The following is a 19,302-nucleotide window of genomic DNA, read 5'->3' on the forward strand; positions in this document are numbered from 1 at the left end:
CAATCGTATCGACTCGCTCACGTTTCATTGCGTTGCCCGAATTAACGATTGGATGCGGGACCTTGCGCCTCGTTTGATAATCATCCGATTATTGCGGCCATTATTTGCGAAGGGCGCCTTGGCGCATGACCTGCGTCCACCCAATCCTTGACCGAGGCGCGAGTTGTTTACGTTTGCCCTTCATCGGTAATATTCAGAAACAAATTTATTACGGCAAGTAACGCAACGCGCAATTGATGCGCCGTTATGCGTATGGAATGATAGCGGCTCTCATTTAGACACCAGCCAGCCATCCCGTCGTCCTCAACTTTGTGGAAGACCGGCAGCCAGCCAAACTGCCGACTTGTCATCGATACCGTGCTTTTCATGCGGATCTGGCAAGCACACATCTGACGGGATTTCCAATGTTCAACCACACGCCGCTCGCGACTGCGTTAGCGCTAGCTTTTGCCGTTCCATTCGCCTCGCCTGTACTCGCACAGACCGCTTCACCCTCTCCAGTGCAATCGTCGCCGTCCACCAAGGCGGCTGACACTACGACGCTGCCGGCCATCGGCGTCGCGGCCCAGGCCGAACAACAGGATTTCCAGGCGGAACGCTCGACCGTGGGCGCGAAGACGCCGACGGCCTTGCGCGATATTCCGCAAACCGTCACCGTGATCAACAAAGCCGTGCTGCAATCGCAGGGCGCGACCTCGTTCCAGGATGCGCTGCGCAATGCGCCGGGCGTGACCATCGGCGCGGCCGAAGGCGGGCAGATCGGCAACAACGTCAATCTGCGAGGCTTTACCGCGCAGAACGACATCTACCTGGACGGCTTTCGCGATCGCAACCAGTACTACCGCGACACGTTCGATCTCGAACAACTCGAAGTGCTGTACGGTCCGTCGTCGATGCTGTTCGGCCGCGGTTCGACCGGCGGCGTGATCAATCAGGTGAGCAAGAAGGCGAATCTCAAGGACTCGGCGGAAGTGTCGGCCATGATCGGCACCGACGACCGCTATCGCACGACCGTCGACGTGAATCACAAGCTGACGGACACCGCGGCGATTCGCGTCAACGCATTCGGTCAAAGCCTGGGTTCGACGCGCGACGCGATGAAGAACAAGGACTACGGCATTGCGCCGCAAGTGCGTTTCGGCATCGGCACGCCGACCGAAATCACGCTGTCCGCGCTGATCCAGCACAACCGCGACATGCCCGATTACGGCGTGCAGGCGTTGAACGGCCATCCGGCGCCGGTGCCGAAAAACACCTTCTACGGCCTGACCACCGACCGCACCGTTCAAGACGTGCAGATCTTCACCGCCGGCATCAAGCACAAGTTCTCGGACAGTCTCACGCTGAGCAACCAGACGCAGTTCTCGCATTCGACGACCGACGCGCGCGAAACCGCGCCGCAAGCGGTGTTGACCGGTCCGCTCGCCACCAGTCCCGCGCTGAGCAAGGGCAATTACACGACGTTGTCGCCGTCGCAACTGTTCATCAAGTTGCAGAGCCATGATCGCGTGATCCAGAACCGCTCGGTGTACAACGACACGATGCTCGAATACAAGTTCGACACCGGCCCGCTCAAACACGATCTGATCGCCGGCTTCGAACTCGGCCACGACAGCTATTCGAACCAGGCGTATACGCGCAACAATTTGCCGGTCGTGTCGATGGTGAATCCGGCGTATCTGTCGTCGCCCGCCGGCGTGACCACGATCACCGCCAACCACGCCGATTCCGGATCGAACGAGATCGGCGCCTATCTCAACGACACCGTTTCTATCGGCCACGACTGGAAGCTGATCGGCGGGCTGCGTTGGGATCGCTTTCAGGCGCAGATTCACAACACGGTCAGCTTGCCGGGCTACGCGACGCAAACCAATTTCTTCACCAGCGTGCGCGCCGGCGCGATTTATCAGCCGACCGACTGGCAGTCGTATTACGTGTCGTATGGCACGTCGTTCAATCCGTCGCTCGAGGCGCTGACGGTGACCAATCTGACGCAGAACCTCGCGCCCGAGTCGACCCGGTCATATGAAGTCGGTGCGAAATGGGATCTGCTCGGTGGCAATATCTCGGTGACCTCCGCGTTCTTCCGCGAGGAAAAGACCAACGCGCGCACCCAGGTCTCGCCGACCGAATACGAGCTCGACGGCAATGTGCGCGTCGACGGATTCCAGGCCGGCGTCACGGGGCATCTCACCGACAAGTGGCAAGTGTTCGGCGGCTATACGTACATGGACGCGATCATTCTCAAGGCGCGCGACGGCAACCAAGGTCATGTCCCGGCGAACACGCCGCGCAATACGCTGACGTTCTGGACCACGTATGCATTGACGCCGCATTGGGAGATCGGCGGCGGGCCGATTTATATGTCGCCGCGTTATGCGTCGAACACGAACTACGTGCGGGTTCCCGGCTACACGCGCTGGGACGCGACCGCCGCTTATCATGCGAAGAAATTCGACGTCAGGCTGAATCTGCTGAACCTGACCAACAAGCAATACTACGATGCACTGATTCCATCGGATGGCGGCCGTTCGGTGCCGGGCATCGGGCGCACGTTACTGGCGACGTTCGACTACCGGTTCTGACCCGGCTCGATTGAAACCGCGGGCTTGCGCCTCCGTACGGGCAAGCCCGCATACAGGACACTCAAGATGCTGCTGCATATACCGAATGTGCTGGATGCCGGGCAATTGCGCTTTCTGCGCGAGCGGCTCGACACGGCGGGCGACGCGTGGGTCGACGGCCGCGCGACGGCGGGCTACCAGGGCGCGCCGGTCAAGCGCAACCAGCAGATCGCCGAGCACTCGCCGGTGGCGCGCGAACTTGGCGACGTGATCGTCGCGTCGATCGAGCGCAATCCGCTATTCATCAGCGCGGTGCTGCCGAACCAGGTGTACCCGCCGCTCTTTAACCGTTACGAAGGCGGCATGCAGTTCGGCAGCCACGTCGACGGTGCGGTGCGAGTGCTGCCCAACGGCGTGAAGCTGCGCACCGACGTGTCGGCCACGCTCTTCATTTCCTCACCCGATGAATACGACGGCGGCGAACTGGTGATCGAGGATACCTACGGTGTGCAGCAAGTGAAATTGCCGGCCGGCGACATGATCGTCTATCCGGCCACGAGCCTGCATCAGGTCACGCCAGTGACGCGCGGAGTGCGCGTCGCGAGCTTTTTCTGGGTGCAGAGCCTCGTGCGCAGCGATACGCAGCGCGCGTTGCTGTTCGATATGGACACGGCGATTCAACGCCTGAATGCCACTCAGGCCGACGACATTGCGCGCCGCAGTCTCGTCGGTTGCTATCACAATCTTTTGCGGGCCTGGAGTGAAACCTGAGCGATCGCTCAAGGTTTGTTTGCGACCTTCTGAGCCGACAAAAAATCGTATAGGCGTTCAGACTGACATGCGTCCAAGCCACTCGCGGACGTAGCGGGAGTGCGGCGGCCGCACCGCCGAGTGCTCGCGAGACTTCGGCTTGCCGACGAATAGAAAGCCCAGCACGCGCTCCGACGGTTCGAAGTCGAGCGCGGCCTGCAAGTTCGCGTCGTAAGCATCGGCGCCCGTTGCCCAGAAGCCTCCATAGCCGAGCGCATGGATAGCGTTGAGCATGTTCATCGCGGCCGCGCCGACCGAAAGCAACTGCTCCGTTTCCGGAATGTGCGAGTGCGCCGAAGGCGCCGCGGCAATAACGATCACGAGCGGCGCGGTATAAGCGAGTTGCCGACGATGCTCGTGCTCCGCGCGGGGTTTGCCGGGCTCGCGGCGTGCCGCCACATCGACGAGCACATCGCCGAACTCGGCGCGCGCGTCGTCGCGTATCAGCGCGAAGCGCCACGGACGCAGCGCGCCATGATCCGGGGCGCGCATCGCGGCATCGAAGATCAGATCCAGTTCGGTATCGTTCGGGCCCGGTTCGGCCAGCGGCCAGTACGACTGGCGCGAGAGCAAGGTGTCGAAGAAAGCTTGCTGCGATGGTGAAGCGGTGTCGCCGCTGGGGCGGATCTGCGAGGTATCCATGACGGTCGGCTCCGAGTTTCGATCGCGAAATCATGACGACAAACCTGCAATAATGCAAATGATTCTTATTTGCTTGTCTGACGAAAGATTTTGTCTTAAGCTTCGTTTTCGATTGCGGCAGGCACAAAAGATCCGAATTTGCATGCGTGTTGAATGACGCGTGAATCAACGCGGATCGGTGGCGCTTGCGCAAAGCGGAGCGGCAAAAAGGCGGCTGAAGTGGCTTCATCCATCAACCAGACGCAGACAATTTCCACTCGGAGGCGCAATGAGCTGGGGTGACGAAAACAGCAATTTCGTTGTCGTTGTAAATCATGAAGAACAGTATTCGATCTGGCCGGACTACAAGGCCATTCCTGCCGGCTGGCGCGAGGCGGGGAAGTCGGGCAAGAAGGACGAATGCCTGCAATGGATCGACGAGGTATGGACGGACATGCGTCCGCTGAGCTTGCGCGAGGCGCTGGCCGACAGCGCGGCGCAAGGCGTCACCAATGCGTGAGCCGCGGGCATCCAGCCGATGACCACGCCGAATCGTCCAAGTCCAACGTACGCGCCGAGCGCGCTAAACCTGGTGTGCCTCGCGCACGCCGGCGGCAGCGTGGCGCTGTATCGGGACTGGCAGTGTCGGCTGCCGCCGTTCGTGCAGGTGCGCACGCTCGAATTGCCCGGCCACGGCATGCGCCGTTCGGCGCCGCCGCATACCGAATGGCCCGCGCTCATCGCGCAACTCGCGGATGAACTGCTCGCGCTCGTGGCCGGCGGCGCGCCGTTCGCGTTGTTCGGTCACAGCATGGGTGCGCTCGTCGGACTCGAACTGATGCATGCGCTGCGGCAACGCGGCGCGCGTGCTCCCGTCTGGTTCGGCGCATCGGCCACCGTATCGCCGGCGCGGCGCAAGCACGAAACACACTGGCTCACCTGTTCGCGAACCGAAATGATCGACTGCCTGCGCGAGCGCGGCGGCACGCCCGCCGAACTGCTCGACGACGCCGATTTCATCGACTTCATGCTGCCGCTGCTGCGCGTCGACTTTCACTTGTGCGGCGCGCATCCGGCGCGGCTCGCCGGGCGCGTCGTCGCCGAGGCCTGCGCATCAGCCGGGCTCGACTGTCCCATCGACGTATTCGTTGGCCGCGACGACCCCGCCACGTCCAACGCCGAAGACGTCGGCGCATGGGCGCAACAGACGCGCGGCGCATGCGCGGTGCACGAGTTCGACGGCGGGCATTTCTTCATCGACACAGCGCGCGAAGCCGTACTCGCCGTCGTTGCAAACGCGCTTGCGCAACATGTACGACATACGCCGAGCGCCGTCATCATGACGAAACCGTTGACCGGCGCATGCGCGTGAGTTCCTCGCGCGAGCCGCTTCGCAATCATCACTCGCAGTATTGAGGTAACCCGGATAAGGACCGAATGACCATGAGCACCATGAGCCAGGCTTCGCTGCCGATCTTCGATTTCTCACCGTTCGTTGGCCAGAGCGAGCGCTACGTGGCGCTCATCAAGCAGTTCGCCGCCGCGGAGCCGTTCCGCAGCGCGACCGTCGACGAACTGCTGCTCGACGACGATTTCCATCGCCGCCCGCTGCGTCCCGAGGACTTCGAGTTCCTCAAGTTCATGAAGCCCGTGCGTCGGCACAACGTGAGCCGTCTTCCGGCGCTCGCGTCGGGCCGCACGCTGATGTCGATCTACGAGCTCGACGTCGCGCGTGCCCCCGCGAGCGGCGAGCCGGCCGAATGGCAACGCTTCGCCGATTTCTATCGTGAGGCGACGCGCGTGCTCGGCGCGCAGATCGCGCCGTTCCTCGAAGCCTACGCGTTCGAATATCTGACGAACGACGTCGACACCAACGAAAGCGTCGATGCAGTGAGCGCGCGTCTCGCGCACATCGTCGACGAGGAACTCGCTTTCTGGTCCGCCACATTCGAGCGGCTGATGCGCAACGACTACCTCGAGGAAGGGCTGCGTTTCAGCATGGTGCAGCGCTGGTCGCTCGCCGTCTCCAAGCGGCGCGCGCTCGCACGCGCCGCTGCGAGCGGCTTTTTCGACATGCTCGCGCCCGACGAACGCCCGAGCCTGCACCGCGAGGCGCCGGACGACGCGCTGCTCGAACGCGTCGCGGCGGCGGTCGGCGTCACGCGCCGGCAGCACGCCTACTGGCAGTTCTATCTGCCGACCAGCACCGCGAAGTGCAATCTGCTGTATGCGCTCGCGCGCCGTCCGGATCGCGCGTTCGGCCTGATCGGCGCGGCCTTCGCGGCCGAGGCCGAGTGGCTCGCGTTCGGCCTCGCGCTGGAGCGCGCCTGCGCGCATCTGCAACCGGCCGGCCGCGGGCCGACCGATCCAATCGCACTGAAAGCCGCGCTCGAACAGCGCTGTGCGCGCGCGTTGCGGCGCATTGCCGACGGTTCCGGCGACGCCGCGCGCGCTCAGTGCGTGCAAGGCATCGTCGCGGGCGAGCGGCTTGCCGAACGCGGGCGCTGGGATCTCGGCGAGCAACTGCGCTGGCTCTCGTCGATTCGCGACTACGTGGCTTTCGCGCACCGCATCAGCTCGCGCATCGACGCGGAGTGTCCCGGCATCGACCGCGAGACCTTCGTCGAGCCGCACGAGATGTGCTCGACGACGCACGTTCACAACGATCACCGTCTCGTCACGATCGAGGAGGGCGACATGCTCTTCTGGGGCAACGTCGGCATGCAGCTCGCGATGCACAAAGGCGACATGGTGCTGATTCCTGATGGTCGTCTGCACGGCTCGACGGTGGTCTCGGGCGAATGCACGTATCACCAGCCGATCATTCCCGACGACTGGATCGAGGCGCTCGTCGCCGAGCTGGACGAACCGGTGGCAGCCTCGACCTGATTCGACCTGATAGCCGGCACGGTTTAGATGCAAGTTGCACAACGCGGCACAACGCGGGCGCTCACGACGGAGATCGACAACAAAGGCGCCTCTTCCCCACGACAGCAGTATCGACGTCCCGGCCGATCGGCCTGGGATGCCTCGCGCGTTCGACGCGCGCAACAGTGGGTCAGGAAGAGAGAGCGAACGATGGAAGCAGGCAATAATGCTATCGCGCAGGCCGATCGATTCGAGGTCAGCGACTGGAAAAGCCGGATCATCGCCGGCAGGGCGACGGGTGCGGCGGTATCCGCGCCCGCGTGGCTGGACGCTTCATACGCGACGCTGCGCGAGCAGGTGCTCGATCCGGCTTATCCGTGCTTCTTCGGCACGATGGCCGAGCGGCGCGGCGAGATGTTCTACTCGTTCGTCAACGGCCGCGATCTGCGCGATCTGCCCGCGACGATGCAAACCTTCGCGGAGCTCGCGCTGCAACCGGAATACAGGAGAAACAACATCGCCGTATTCTTCGAGCCCGATCCCGAGCCGCTTGCGCACGAGGCGTACCAGGCGCTTTTCTGGGGCATCCTGCAGCGGCTGCACGACGTCGATCCAGATCCGACGGCGGACCAGCAGCCGGACCCGATGGACGAAGCCTGGGAGTTTTCATATGCCGGCGTGCAGATGTTCGTGGTGTGCGCGTGCCCGTCGTTTCGCGCGCGCCATAGCCGCAACCTCGGCCCCGGCATGGTGCTGCTGTTTCAGCCGCGCTCCGTGTTCGTCGACACGATCACGAACAAGGTCATCGGCCGCGAGGCGCGCAATCAGGTGCGCAAGCGTCTGGAAGCGTGGGACGAGATTCCCGCGCATCCCGATCTCGGCTTTTACGGCGACCCCGGCAATCTCGAATGGAAGCAGTATTTCCTCGACGACGCCAACGCGCCCATCGACGACCGCTGCCCGTTCCTGAAACGGCGCAGGCAGGCACAGCAGGCGTCGCCCGCCGACGCGCAGGCGGCGCAGACGGCCTGGCGGCATGCGTCGCGGGACGAGGCTTCAGGCGCGCACATGGCGCATGCCGCACACAGGCCGCATGAGCCGCACCCGCCGCACGTTCCGCACCCGCCGCACGACGGGCGCAACGAACACGAAAGACCCTTCGCGCATGCGGGCGCCGCGCGAGGCGACGATAACTGACGCGGCCGGCGCGCGAGGATGTTTGCTGGCGCCGGTGGCATTCGCTACCATGAGCCGGCCCGCGGTCCTCCCGCACCGACGCCGCAACGAAAGGAGCTTCATGTCCGTACTTTTGCAACTGGTCAGCAAGTCCCGCTGGATGCTCGCCGCCGCGCTCGTTGCAAGCGTGCTCGGCGGCCTCGGCAATGCCGCGCTGCTGGCCCTCATCAATCAGGCGCTGGTCGCGTCGTCGGCGGAACTCGCGCGGCTCGGCTGGCAGTTCCTCATGGTCGGCCTCGCCGTGCTCGCGATGCGCGCTCTCGCGCAGTCGCTCTTCATGTGGCTCGGCCAGCAGGCGAAGGCGACGCTGCGCATGCGCACGATCCGCCGCATCGGCGACGCGGCGTTTGCGCATCTGGAAAAGCAGGGCGCGGCCAGGTCGCTCGCGGTGCTGACCCAGGACCTCGACACGATCGTCGTGTTCTTCGTTAGCCTGCCGTCGCTCGCGATGCAAAGCGCGGTGATCGTCGGCTGCCTCGCGTATCTCGGCTATATGTCGTGGCCGATTCTCGCGGTCGCGATCGTCACCATCGTGCTCGGCATGACGGGCTTTCGCTACGCTCACAGTCGCGCGATGTTTCATCTGCGCGCGTCCCGCAAGCGCGAGGACGATCTGGTCAAGCACTTCCGCGCGCTCTTCGACGGCGCGAAGGAACTCAAGCTGCATCGCGCCCGCAGGCGCGCGTTCGTCGAGGACACGCTCGCCACCAACATCGAGGCGGTGCGCGTGCAGCGCACGCGCGGCTACATGCTGTACGCGGCGGCGACGAGCTGGGGCAACTTCATTCTGTTCGCGTTCATCGGCCTCACGCTGTTCGTGTTCGCGCGCTACATCAAGGTCGATTCGCACGTGATGTCGGGCTATGCGATCGTGTTCGTCTACATGATCATGCCGATCGAAGCGGTGCTGTCCGCGATTCCCGGCCTCAGTTCGGCGCGCGTCGCGCTCGAACGCATCGAGCAGGTCAACGCGGAGTTGCCGCCGGAAGTCATGCTTGAGCCGCCCGTCGCGGCGTCGTTCGACACCATCGCGCTCGACGGCGCCACGCACCGTTATTTCCGCGAGAAGGAAAACGAGGTGTTCACGCTCGGGCCGATCGACCTCACGTTCCGGCGCGGCGAGCTCGTCTATCTGATCGGCGGCAACGGCAGCGGCAAGACCACGCTCGCGAAGATGCTGGTCGGCCTGTACGTGCCGGAGAGCGGCCGCGTGCTGCTGAACGGCGAACCCGTCGACGAGGCGCGGCGCGACGCCTACCGCCAGCATTTCTCGGTCGTGTTCAGCGACTTCTTCCTGTTCGACACGCTGCTCGGCATGCACGGCGACGGACTCGACGCGCTCGCGCAGCAGTTGCTCGTCGACCTGCACCTCGACCACAAGGTCACCGTGAAGGACGGCGCGTTTTCGACGCTGGATCTCTCGCAAGGGCAGCGCAAGCGGCTCGCGCTCGTCGTTGCGTATCTGGAGGACCGGCCGTTCTACGTGTTCGACGAATGGGCCGCCGACCAGGACCCGCTCTTCAAGGACGTGTTCTACAAGCGCCTCTTGCCCGAACTGAAGGCGAAGGGCAAGACCGTGCTCGTCATCACGCACGACGACCGCTATTTCCATCTTGCCGAGCGCTTCATCAAGCTCGATGTCGGCCAGATCGTCGAGGACGGCTCCGGCGCCGCGCATGCGGCCAGCCTCACGTCCGCTTATTCCTGATCAGGATTTCACCTCACATGAACGCCAACCCGTCCGTTTTTTCCGCTCACGTCGCGCACGGCGAACCCATGTACGAACTCGACGGCGTGTCGTTTAGCATCGGCGAGCGCGTGCTGCTGCATCCGCTCGCGCTCACGCTCCCGAAGGGGCGCGTATGCGGCCTGATCGGCCACAACGGCTCGGGCAAGTCGACGCTGCTCAAACTGCTCGCGCGTCAACAGCCGCCCACGGCCGGCACGCTGCGTTTCGCGGGCCGCCCGTTGCGCGACTGGGAGAACCGCGAGTTCGCCCGTCAGGTCGCCTATCTGCCGCAGCAGCAGCCCGCCGCGAGCGGCATGACGGTGCGCGAACTGGTCGCGCTCGGCCGCTATCCGTGGCACGGCGCGCTGGGCCGCTTCACCGGCGTCGACGCTGAAAAGGTTCACGAGGCGATGCAGTTGACCGACATCACGCGTTTCGCGGACCGCGCCGTGGACAGCCTGTCGGGCGGCGAGCGGCAACGCGCGTGGATCGCGATGCTCGTCGCGCAGGACAGCCAGTGCCTGCTGCTCGACGAGCCCATCTCCGCGCTCGATATCGCGCATCAGATCGAGGTGCTGGATCTCGTGCGCGACCTGAGTCAGCGGCGCGGTCTGGGCGTCGTGGTGGTGCTGCACGACGTCAACATGGCGGCGCGTTTCTGCGACGACCTGATCGCGCTGAAGGGCGGCCGCCTGCTCGCAAGCGGCGCTGCGCCGGAACTGATCGAGGAACAGATGCTGGGCGCGATTTACGGCGTGCCGATGGGCACCGTCGCGCATCCGCGCGGCGGCACGCCGATCAGCTTCGCGTATTGACCGGCAGGCGTCGCCCGGCGCTTGGCATCTATACGATGCAAGGCCGGCGGCGCGCCGCGATCGATACGACACAGACATAACGGCGTTCCCAAGAGACGCCTTGCTTTCCCCGCAATGACGAAATTCACGCCGCCGGCGCAGCGCATGCGACGGCGACGGCTTGCCGTGCGCCGCGTTCAAAGGCGTCGCACGGCGATGATAGCCGCGCGGCGAGCGGCAAATCTCGGGAGGCGAGGATGTCTGTTATCAATACGCCGCGCCACGATGGCGCGGAGTCACATGCGGCGAACCGGGTTGCTCAGGACGATGCGACGGCCCGTGCCGCAAGCAACGCGCGGACGGCCAACGCGGCCAACGCGGCCAACGCGGCCAACATCGCCGCGGCGCCCGCGACCGACCTCGTGTCGGTGATGAAGCTGCATGTCGCCCAGCGCCCGCACCAACTGGCGGTGCGTTTCCTGGCCGACGGCGACGCCGACGCGCGCGAGCTGACGTATGCGGCGCTCGACGCGCGCGCGCGCCGCTTCGCAGCCGTGCTGCGCCGGCACGGCGCGCCGAACGACCGCGTATTGCTGATGCTGCCGAGCGGGCTCGATTACATCGTGTCGTTCTTCGCTTGCCAATACGCGGGGATGATCGCGGTCCCCGCCTATCCACCGGAAGCGCTGCAAAGCGGGCACATCGAACGGTTGCGGCGCATGTCGCAGGATTGCATGGCGCGCATCGCGGTGCTCGACCAGGCGTCGCACGCTTTTTGCGGCGATGCCGGTGCCGATGTCGATGTCGGATCCGAGCTGCCGCTCAACGGCGCGACGCTCGTGTCGCCCGGCGAGGGCAGCGACGCCGCTGGTTTTTGCATCGACCGCGCAGACCCCGACGCGATTTCATTTCTGCAATACACCTCCGGTTCGACCTCGTCGCCGAAGGGCGTGATGGTGAGCCACGAGAACGTGTGCGCGAACGTCAGCGCGATGTCGCGCGGCATGGATTGCCGCATCGGCGGCCGTATGTTTTCCTGGCTGCCGCTCTATCACGACATGGGGCTGATCGGCAGCGTGTTGATGCCGGTGCTGTGCGGCTTTCCGGTCACGCTGATGTCGCCGCTGCATTTTCTCGAACGCCCGGCGCGCTGGCTCGCGGGCATCGCACGCGAACGCGCGACCGTGACGGGCGGCCCGGACTTCGCTTATCGCCTCTGCACCGACCGCGTGCGCGACGCGCAACTCGCGGGACTCGATCTCTCCTCGTTGCGCGTGGCGTTCTGCGGTTCCGAGCCGATCCGGCAGACCACGCTCGATGGATTCGCCACGCGCTTTGGCAAGCACGGCCTCGATCCGCGCGCGATGTACGCGTGCTACGGGCTGGCCGAGGCGACGCTGTTCCTCACGGGCGTCGAGGTCGGCGCGGGCGCGCCCGAAACGCGCTTTTCGGCGGCGGCGCTCGCGCAGCGCTCGCCCGTCGCGCGGCCTGCCAACGATGGCGATGACAACGGCAAGGCCGTGGTCGGTTGCGGCGCGATTGCGTTGGGCCATGCGCTCGCCGTCGTCGACCCCGACACGCGCGAGCGTTTGCCGGAGCGCCGCGTCGGCGAGGTCTGGTGCGGTGGCCCGAGCATCACGCAAGGCTACTGGCGCAACCCCGAGGCGACGGCTGCCGTGTTTCTCGACGACGCGCCCGGTTTTCCGGGGCGCTGGCTGCGTACCGGCGACCTGGCTTTTGTCGACGGCGGCCAGTTGTTCTTCTGCGGACGCCGCAAGGACATGATCGTGCTGCGCGGCGAGAACGTGTATCCGCAGGATCTCGAAACGGTGTTGGCGGATCGCGTCGAATGGCTGCGCCGTGGCCGCGTCACCGCGTTCGCGGTGGAGACCGCCGATGGCGCCGAGGCGATCGGCGTGGCCGCTGAAGTGCCGCGCGGCAGGGCGCGACAGGTGGCGCCCGAAACGATTTTCGCCGCGATCGCCGCGGCGCTCGGCGAAGCGTTTCAATACGAAGCGGCGTTGATCCTGTTGCTGGAGCCCGGCGATCTGCCGCGTACGTCGAGTGGAAAATTGCAGCGCAGCGCCTGCGTGAGCGCGTGGCAAAGCGGCGCGATCGTGCCGTTCGCGATACGCGACGCAAGATCGGCGCAGCCGCAAGCCCGCGTTACGAACGCACCGGCGACGGCCGCTTCCGGCGACACCTCGACGCCGACCGCGCAAGCCATCGCGCAAGTGTGGAGCGAAGTGCTCGACGCGCCCGCGCCGCGCGCGTCGGACGACTTTTTCGCGCTCGGCGGCCGTTCGCTGCTGGCGCTGAAGGTCGCGTCGCGCTTACGCGCGCGTTTGGGGCGCGACGTGCCGGTCGGCCTGCTGTTCAGCCATCCGACGCTCGCGAGTCTCGCCGCCGCGCTCGATGCCTGGTGGGCCGCGCCGTCGCATGCTGCCGGGCCGGTCGCGGCGCTGACGCGGCGTGAGGAAAGCGCCGCGCCGCTCTCACTGCCGCAAGAACGTCTGTGGGTGCTCTGGCAACTCGAACCTGACAGCCCGGCCTACAACATTTCCGCCGCGCTCTCGTTGACCGGCCCGCTCGACGCCGCCGCCGCGAAAAGCGCGCTGGATGCGCTGGTGCGTCGTCACGAGATGCTGCGCACGCGCTTCGACGATATGGGTGACGCGCCGCGCCAGATCATCGCGCCTGCTGCGCAGGCCGCCGACGCATGGCGTTGGGAAACCGTGGATGCTCGCGACGCCACCCCTGCGGAATTCGACGCGCAGTTGCGCCGACGCGCTCGCGAGCCTTTCGATCTGACGCGCGGCCCGCTGTTTCGAGCGACGCTGTTTGAATGCGGTGAGCGTGACGCACGCGGTGAACACGGTGCGCGTGGTGAATACGATGCACGCGGTGAACATGCCGCACGTGGTGCACGTGGTGAATACGATGCACACGGTGAACATGGCGCGCGCGGTGAATACGACGCACGTGGCGAAAATGGTGCACGCGGTGAATGCGATAAACATGACACCAGACGTCATGTGCTGCATTTCGTCATGCATCACATCGTCTCCGACGGTTGGTCGATCAACGTGTTGCTGCGCGATTTCGCGGCGGGTTATCGCGCGGCGCTGCGTAGCGGCACTTCATCGCGACCCACGCTGCCCGCGCCGGCCGTCCAATACGCCGACTACGCCGCCTGGCAGCGCGAGCGGTTCAGCGCCGACGGCGCCGCGCAACTCGATGCGCAACTCGACTACTGGCGCAGCCGTCTCGCGGGCTACGACACGCCACTTGATCTGCCGACCCTGCACGAGCGCGGCCGTCCCTACGACCCGCGCGCCGCGCGCATCGCCGCGCAAATTCCCGCCGTGCTCGCTGTTCGATTGGAGACGCTCACGCGCTCGGAAAACGCCACGCTTTTCATGGTGTTGCTCGCCGCGTTCGCCGCGCTGCTGTCCCGCTACAGCGGCGCGCAGGATGTGGTGATCGCGGTGCCCGTCGCGGGCCGCGATCGGCTCGAGACCGAAGAGCTCATCGGCTTTTTCGTCAACACGCTGGCGATGCGCGCGTCCGTGAAGGGCGCGAAGCCGTTCGCGGCGCTGCTGCGCGAAGTGCGCGACGACAGCATCGACGCACAGGCGAACGCCGATGTGCCGTTCGAGCGCGTCGTGGCCGCGTTGCCGTCCGCGCGCCGCGCGGGCGGCACGCCGCTCGCGCAGCTCAAGTTCGTGCTGCACGACGAGTTCGACACCGCGCTCGATATCGACGGCGTGCGTTGCGCGCTGATCGACGCCGACGCCAGCGACGCGCGTTTCGAACTCGCGCTCGACGTATGGCGCGAGGGCGCGCACGGACTGCGCTGCGTGTTCGCGTACGCCGCCGAACTCTACGACGATGCATTCGCCGCGCAATTCGCGCGGCACTACGTGGATCTGCTCGAACAGCTCGCCGACACCCCGCAGCGCGCGCTCGGCGAATTCATCCTCGACGACGAAACGGTGGACGGAATAGCGCCCGTCGCGAGCGCCTACGCGCTCTGAGCGCAGCGCCTTCCTTCACCTGACTTCATCCACCAGATGCATCGAGCCCGCGCTTGCCGCGCGGGCGCCCGACACCCGGATCAGATCACGGACACCATGCAAGCCATTCATTTCGACACCGATTTTCTGCCTACCCGCGTCGCGCGGTTTGCCATCGAACGGCCGGACGCCGTTGCGCTCGTCGACAGCACGGGGCCGCTCGCCTGGCGCGAACTGTGGGCATGGTCCGGCCGCCTCGCGGCGGCGCTCGCCGCCGAGGGCGTGCGGCCCGGCGATCACGTGGTGCTCGCGTTGCCGCGCTCCGCGGCGCTCGTCGCGACGATCCTCGCCGTTTGGCGGCTGCGCGCGTGTTACGTGCCGCTCGACCCGGCGTTGCCCGCCGCGCGGCTGCGCTGGCAGGCGGAGGACTGCGGGGCGCGTGTGGTCGTGATGGGGGGAGGAGGGGGCAGCGCGGTCGCGGACACGGCGGCCAACGCGGGGAGTGGCGTGCGGGTCGACGCAGTGGCCAACGCGCGGAGTGGCGTGCGGGTCGACGCGGCGTCTAACGCGGGGACCGGCGTGCGGGTCGATGCAGCGTCTAACGCGGAGAGCGGTGTAGCGGCCGATGCAGCGGCCAATGCGGGGAGCGGCGTGCTGGCCGATGCAGCGTCTAACGTGAAGAGCGGTGTAATAGCCGACGCCGCGTCCAATACAACAACCGAATCATCCACGCCCTGGCTCCCCCACGGCGTATCCACGCTCGATCCCTACGCGTCGCGCGCAGCGCTAGATGCCGCCGACAACATCGACAGCATCCCTAACGCCGGCCCGACACCGCAATCCGACGATCGCATCTTCGCGTGGCCCGCCTATGTGATCTACACCTCCGGCTCGACAGGCAGACCCAAGGGCGTCGTCCTCAGCCACATGGCGCTCGCCGCGTATCTGCGCGGCGTATCCGAACGGCTGCCCGAAGGCGTCTCGAGCGCCGCGTATCTGTCGACGCCCGCCGCCGACCTCGGCCACACGTCGCTGTTCGGCGCGCTGTGGCACGGCTGGACGCTGCATTTGATCGACGCGCAGATCGCCGCCGACCCCGACGCATTCGCCGCCTACATGCACGACCACTCGGTCGATTTGCTGAAGATCGTGCCGAGCCATCTCGATGCGCTCTTGCAGGCGCAGTCGCCCGAACGGGTGCTGCCGCGCCGCTGCCTGCTGATGGGCGGCGAGCCCGCGCCGACGCGGCTGGCCGAGCGTATCGCGGCGCTGCGGCCCGAGTGCCGGTTGATCAACCACTACGGCCCGACCGAGACGGCAGTCGGCGTGCTGACGCGCGCCGGCGCGCAAAGCCGCGCCGCGACGCTGCCGCTCGGCAAGCCGCTCGCGCATGTGGACGCGCGCATCGTCGACGCTGATGGCAACGCCGTGCCCAAGGGCGCGGCGGGCGAGTTGTGCATCGGCGGCCCGAGCGTCGCGTATGGCTATCTGAACCGGCCCTCGCTCACGGCCGAGCGCTTCGTGCCCGATCCCGACGGTCACGGCGCGCGGCTCTACCGGACGGGCGACAAGAGCCGCCGTCTGCCGGACGGCGAGTTCGCGTTCCTCGGCCGTCTCGATGACCAGGTGAAGATCCGTGGCTTTCGCGTCGAGCCGGAGGAAATCGCCGCGCGCCTGCGCGCCGAGCACGGCGTGCGCGACGCGGTGGTGATCGCGTATGCGGACGGCGAGGGCGCCGCGCTGCGTCTCGCCGCTTATCTGACGGCCGCCGAACCGCTCGACGTCGACGCGATCCGCGCGCATCTTGCCGCGGAACTGCCGGACTACATGGTGCCGTCGTCGTTGCAGGTGCTGGCCGCGCTGCCGCTCACGCCGAACGGCAAGATCGACCGCGCGGCGCTGCCCGCGCCGCGCCAGGACGAAGCGGCGCACGCGACGCGCGTCGAGCCGCGCGACGACACGGAGCGCACGCTCGCGGAAATCTGGAAGCGCGTGCTCAAGCGCGACGACATCGGCGTGACGGACAACTACTTCGAAATCGGCGGGGATTCGATCCTTAGCTTGCAGATCATCGCGAAGGCGCGCGGCGCGGGGCTCAAGCTCACGCCGAAGCAGATGTTCGACTACCCGACGATCGAGGCGGCGGCGCGGGTCGCGGTGGCGGTGGCAGTGGCGGCATCACCGGCGCGTGCGGGCGCGAGCGCGATTCAGCGAGCGACGAGCGTCAGCGCGGCGATGGCAGCGGCGACGAGAGCGACAGCAGCGACGACAGCAGCGACGACAGCAGCGACGACAGCAGCGACAACAGCAGCGACAACAGCAGCGGCGACGACAGCGACAACGCCAGCGACAACAGAACCGGCAGCGACAACAGCAACGGGAACAGCACCAGCATCAGCAGCGTCCACGCAAACCACCGACGACGATCGATGGTTCGCCCAAGCCAATGTCTCGCGCGACACCGTCGAAGCAGTCTATCCAGCGACGCCGATGCAGCAGGGCCTGCTGTTTCACGGCATGCTCGACGGCGAGCCCGGCATGTACGTTTCGCAATTGCGCCTCACGATCGACGCGCTGCACATCGAGACGATGCGCGCGTCGTGGGACGCGGTCATCGCGCGGCATCCGGTTTTGCGCACGCGCTTCGTGTGGCCGGCCGGCGGCGAGCCGTTGCAGATCGTCGAGCGGCAGGTGCGGATGCCGTTCGAGTCGCATGCGCGCGTCGCCTCGGCGCAGAAGGATCAGGACGCGCAGGACGCGCACGACAAATACGCAGCGGCCTACGAAGCCGCGCGCGAAGCGCTCGTTGCGCGCGGCTTCGATGCAGGCGTCGCGCCGCTGATGCGCGTCGATGTTTTCGAGCGTCCCGATGGCGCGCACGATCTGCTGTGGACCCACCATCACGCGCTCACCGATGGTTGGAGCACCGCGCAGGTCGTGACCGAAGTGACGCGCGCGTATGCGGCGCTCGCGGCCGGCGGTATGCCCGAGACGACGCCGGGCGCGCGCTACGCGGATTACGTCCGCTGGCTGCGGCATCAACCCGACACGGGCGCGTTCTGGCGCGCGCGCCTCGCAACGCTCGACCAGCCGGCGCGCCTCGCCGATGCGCTCGGCAACGCGTTCCGGCCGTCGTCCGCGAACGCTGCCGACAGCGAGCCGGCGCACGTGATGGTCCGCGAACTCGACGGCGCGTCGCACGCGCGGCTGCGGCGCGCCGCGCAGCGCGCGCAAGTCACGCTGAATACGCTCGTGCAAGGCGCGTGGGCGCTCGTGCTCGCGCGTTTTTCCGGGCGCTCGCAGGTGGCGTTCGGCATGACGGTGTCGGGCCGGCCGGTCGATCTGCCCGACGCGGAAGCGATCGTCGGTCTGTTCATCAACAGCCTGCCGCTGTGGGTCGATGTCGAATCCGCCGCGACGGTGCGCGCGTGGCTCGCCGCGTTGCAGCGGCATAACGCGGAGTTGCGCGAGGTCGAGCACACGCCGCTCGCGAACTTGCAGCAATGGGCGAATTCGAGCGTCGACGCGCTGTTCGACAGTCTCATCGTGTTCGAGAACTATCCGCTCGACGATGCGCTGGGCGCGCTCGGCGGCGTGCCGCGCGTGCGCGCCGTCGAGGCTTATAACCGGAGTCACTTGCCGCTGATGCTGGTGGTCGCGCCGCGCCATGTGGGCGGCGGCGACAGGCTCAGGCTGGAGTGGCATCGGCATGCGGCGCGGGTGTCCGCGGATGGCGTGGCGTGCGTCGCCGACTATTTCGAGCGGACGCTGGATCGTCTCGCGAGGGCGCTGGTGGGAGCGGGCGATGCGGACGTGAGCTTGCGTGATATTGCAGGTGACGACGCCGCGGAAGATGCGGCGAGGGCTGTAGCCGCGTTTGCCTATGAGCCGGTGACGGCGCGCATCGCCGCGCAGGCGAGTGCGCGTCCTGACGCGATTGCGCTGGTCGATGGCGAGGAGCAGGTGACGTATGCGCAACTGGATGCGTGGTCGCGTGCGATCGCGCACGAACTGCGAAGGCTCGGCGCGACGGCGGAAATGCGGGTCGGCGTCGCGATGCAGCGCTCGGCGGCGCTGGTTGCATCGCTCGTCGGCGTGCTGCGCGCGGGCGCGGCTTATGTGCCGCTCGATCCGTCGTATCCGGCGGAACGCCTTGAACATATCGTCGAGGATTCGCAGCTTGGTCTGATCGTGACGGATGCGGCAAGCGTCGCGCAGCATGCGGCGCTGTTCGGATCGCGGACCACGCTGGATGCCATGGCGTTGCGTGACACCGTGCCCGCCGAGGCGAACGATGCGGACGTGCAACAACCGCATCCGCGGCAGCTTGCCTACGTGATCTATACGTCCGGTTCGACGGGAACGCCGAAAGGCGTCGGTGTCACGCATGAGAACGTCGCGCGGCTGTTCGACGCGACCCGGTCGCGCTTTGCGTTCGATACAAGCGACGTCTGGACGCTGTTCCACTCCTACGCATTCGACTTCTCGGTATGGGAAATCTTCGGCGCGCTGGTGCATGGCGCACGGCTCGTGATCGTGCCGCACTGGACCGCGCGCGAACCGTCGGCGTTCCATGCGCTATTGCGCGACGAACGCGTGACGGTGCTGAACCAGACACCCTCGGCGTTCGCGCAGCTCACGCAGGCCGATGGCGAGAACACGCT

At 66.3% G+C, this 19,302-nt stretch carries 11 protein-coding genes; 10 read left to right on the forward strand and 1 reads right to left on the reverse strand.

Features of this window, described 5'->3' with window-relative positions; all coding sequences use genetic code 11:
* Nucleotides 1–404: 404 nt before the first annotated feature.
* Together BUE39_RS17055 and BUE39_RS17060 are read left to right on the forward strand one after the other, a co-directional pair.
* A complete protein-coding gene (locus BUE39_RS17055; protein ID WP_073429901.1) occupies nucleotides 405–2,585 on the forward strand; it encodes a TonB-dependent receptor in 2,181 nt (726 codons plus the stop codon).
* Between the two features lie 66 nt (nucleotides 2,586–2,651).
* A complete protein-coding gene (locus tag BUE39_RS17060; RefSeq protein ID WP_073429902.1) occupies nucleotides 2,652–3,335 on the forward strand; it encodes a Fe2+-dependent dioxygenase in 684 nt (227 codons plus the stop codon).
* 57 nt (nucleotides 3,336–3,392) lie between these two features.
* On the opposite strand, the gene BUE39_RS17065 is transcribed toward BUE39_RS17060, so the two are convergent.
* Entirely contained in the window at nucleotides 3,393–4,016 is a 624-nt protein-coding gene (locus tag BUE39_RS17065) for a nitroreductase family protein (protein ID WP_073429903.1), read from the reverse strand.
* Nucleotides 4,017–4,284: 268 nt separating this feature from the next.
* Here BUE39_RS17065 and BUE39_RS17070 point away from each other — a divergent pair, with 268 nt between their 5' ends.
* The 8 genes from BUE39_RS17070 to BUE39_RS17110 form a co-directional block, all read left to right on the forward strand.
* The gene (locus BUE39_RS17070) at nucleotides 4,285–4,515 is read left to right on the forward strand and encodes an MbtH family protein (RefSeq protein ID WP_073429904.1); all 231 of its coding nucleotides are present in this window, start codon (nucleotides 4,285–4,287) and stop codon (nucleotides 4,513–4,515) included.
* Between the two features lie 18 nt (nucleotides 4,516–4,533).
* Entirely contained in the window at nucleotides 4,534–5,367 is an 834-nt protein-coding gene (locus BUE39_RS17075; protein WP_073429905.1) for a thioesterase II family protein, read from the forward strand.
* Between the two features lie 80 nt (nucleotides 5,368–5,447).
* Nucleotides 5,448–6,884: a cupin domain-containing protein gene (locus tag BUE39_RS17080; protein ID WP_073429918.1), complete on the forward strand. Its 1,437-nt coding sequence runs from the start codon at nucleotides 5,448–5,450 to the stop codon at nucleotides 6,882–6,884.
* Between the two features lie 189 nt (nucleotides 6,885–7,073).
* Nucleotides 7,074–8,060 (forward strand): YqcI/YcgG family protein, encoded by a 987-nt coding sequence (locus tag BUE39_RS17085; protein ID WP_073429906.1) that lies wholly within the window; start codon nucleotides 7,074–7,076, stop codon nucleotides 8,058–8,060.
* Nucleotides 8,061–8,160: 100 nt separating this feature from the next.
* Nucleotides 8,161–9,807 carry a cyclic peptide export ABC transporter gene (locus BUE39_RS17090; RefSeq protein ID WP_073429907.1) on the forward strand — a complete coding sequence of 549 codons (1,647 nt, stop codon included), beginning with the start codon at nucleotides 8,161–8,163 and terminating at the stop codon, nucleotides 9,805–9,807.
* A gap of 17 nt (nucleotides 9,808–9,824) precedes the next feature.
* Entirely contained in the window at nucleotides 9,825–10,643 is an 819-nt protein-coding gene (locus BUE39_RS17095) for an ATP-binding cassette domain-containing protein (RefSeq protein ID WP_073429908.1), read from the forward strand.
* A 236-nt stretch (nucleotides 10,644–10,879) separates the two neighbouring features.
* Complete coding sequence (locus BUE39_RS17100; RefSeq protein ID WP_084561428.1) at nucleotides 10,880–14,659, forward strand: condensation domain-containing protein; 3,780 nt, start codon at nucleotides 10,880–10,882, stop codon at nucleotides 14,657–14,659.
* Nucleotides 14,660–14,755: 96 nt separating this feature from the next.
* Nucleotides 14,756–19,302, forward strand: a 4,547-nt coding sequence (locus BUE39_RS17110) for an AMP-binding protein (RefSeq protein WP_143169511.1), incomplete at its 3' end; no start/stop codon positions are given.

This window comes from Paraburkholderia terricola (assembly GCF_900142195.1).
GTDB classification, from domain to species: domain Bacteria; phylum Pseudomonadota; class Gammaproteobacteria; order Burkholderiales; family Burkholderiaceae; genus Paraburkholderia; species Paraburkholderia terricola.

Bases quoted from the DNA above. Each gene is read 5' to 3' on its own strand.
- BUE39_RS17055 (WP_073429901.1), top strand. From the start codon at position 405: ATGTTCAACCACACGCCGCTCGCGACTGCGTTAGCGCTAGCTTTTGCC.
- BUE39_RS17060 (WP_073429902.1), top strand. From the start codon at position 2,652: ATGCTGCTGCATATACCGAATGTGCTGGATGCCGGGCAATTGCGCTTT.
- BUE39_RS17065 (WP_073429903.1), bottom strand. From the start codon at position 4,016: ATGGATACCTCGCAGATCCGCCCCAGCGGCGACACCGCTTCACCATCG.
- BUE39_RS17070 (WP_073429904.1), top strand. From the start codon at position 4,285: ATGAGCTGGGGTGACGAAAACAGCAATTTCGTTGTCGTTGTAAATCAT.
- BUE39_RS17075 (WP_073429905.1), top strand. From the start codon at position 4,534: ATGACCACGCCGAATCGTCCAAGTCCAACGTACGCGCCGAGCGCGCTA.
- BUE39_RS17080 (WP_073429918.1), top strand. From the start codon at position 5,448: ATGAGCCAGGCTTCGCTGCCGATCTTCGATTTCTCACCGTTCGTTGGC.
- BUE39_RS17085 (WP_073429906.1), top strand. From the start codon at position 7,074: ATGGAAGCAGGCAATAATGCTATCGCGCAGGCCGATCGATTCGAGGTC.
- BUE39_RS17090 (WP_073429907.1), top strand. From the start codon at position 8,161: ATGTCCGTACTTTTGCAACTGGTCAGCAAGTCCCGCTGGATGCTCGCC.
- BUE39_RS17095 (WP_073429908.1), top strand. From the start codon at position 9,825: ATGAACGCCAACCCGTCCGTTTTTTCCGCTCACGTCGCGCACGGCGAA.
- BUE39_RS17100 (WP_084561428.1), top strand. From the start codon at position 10,880: ATGTCTGTTATCAATACGCCGCGCCACGATGGCGCGGAGTCACATGCG.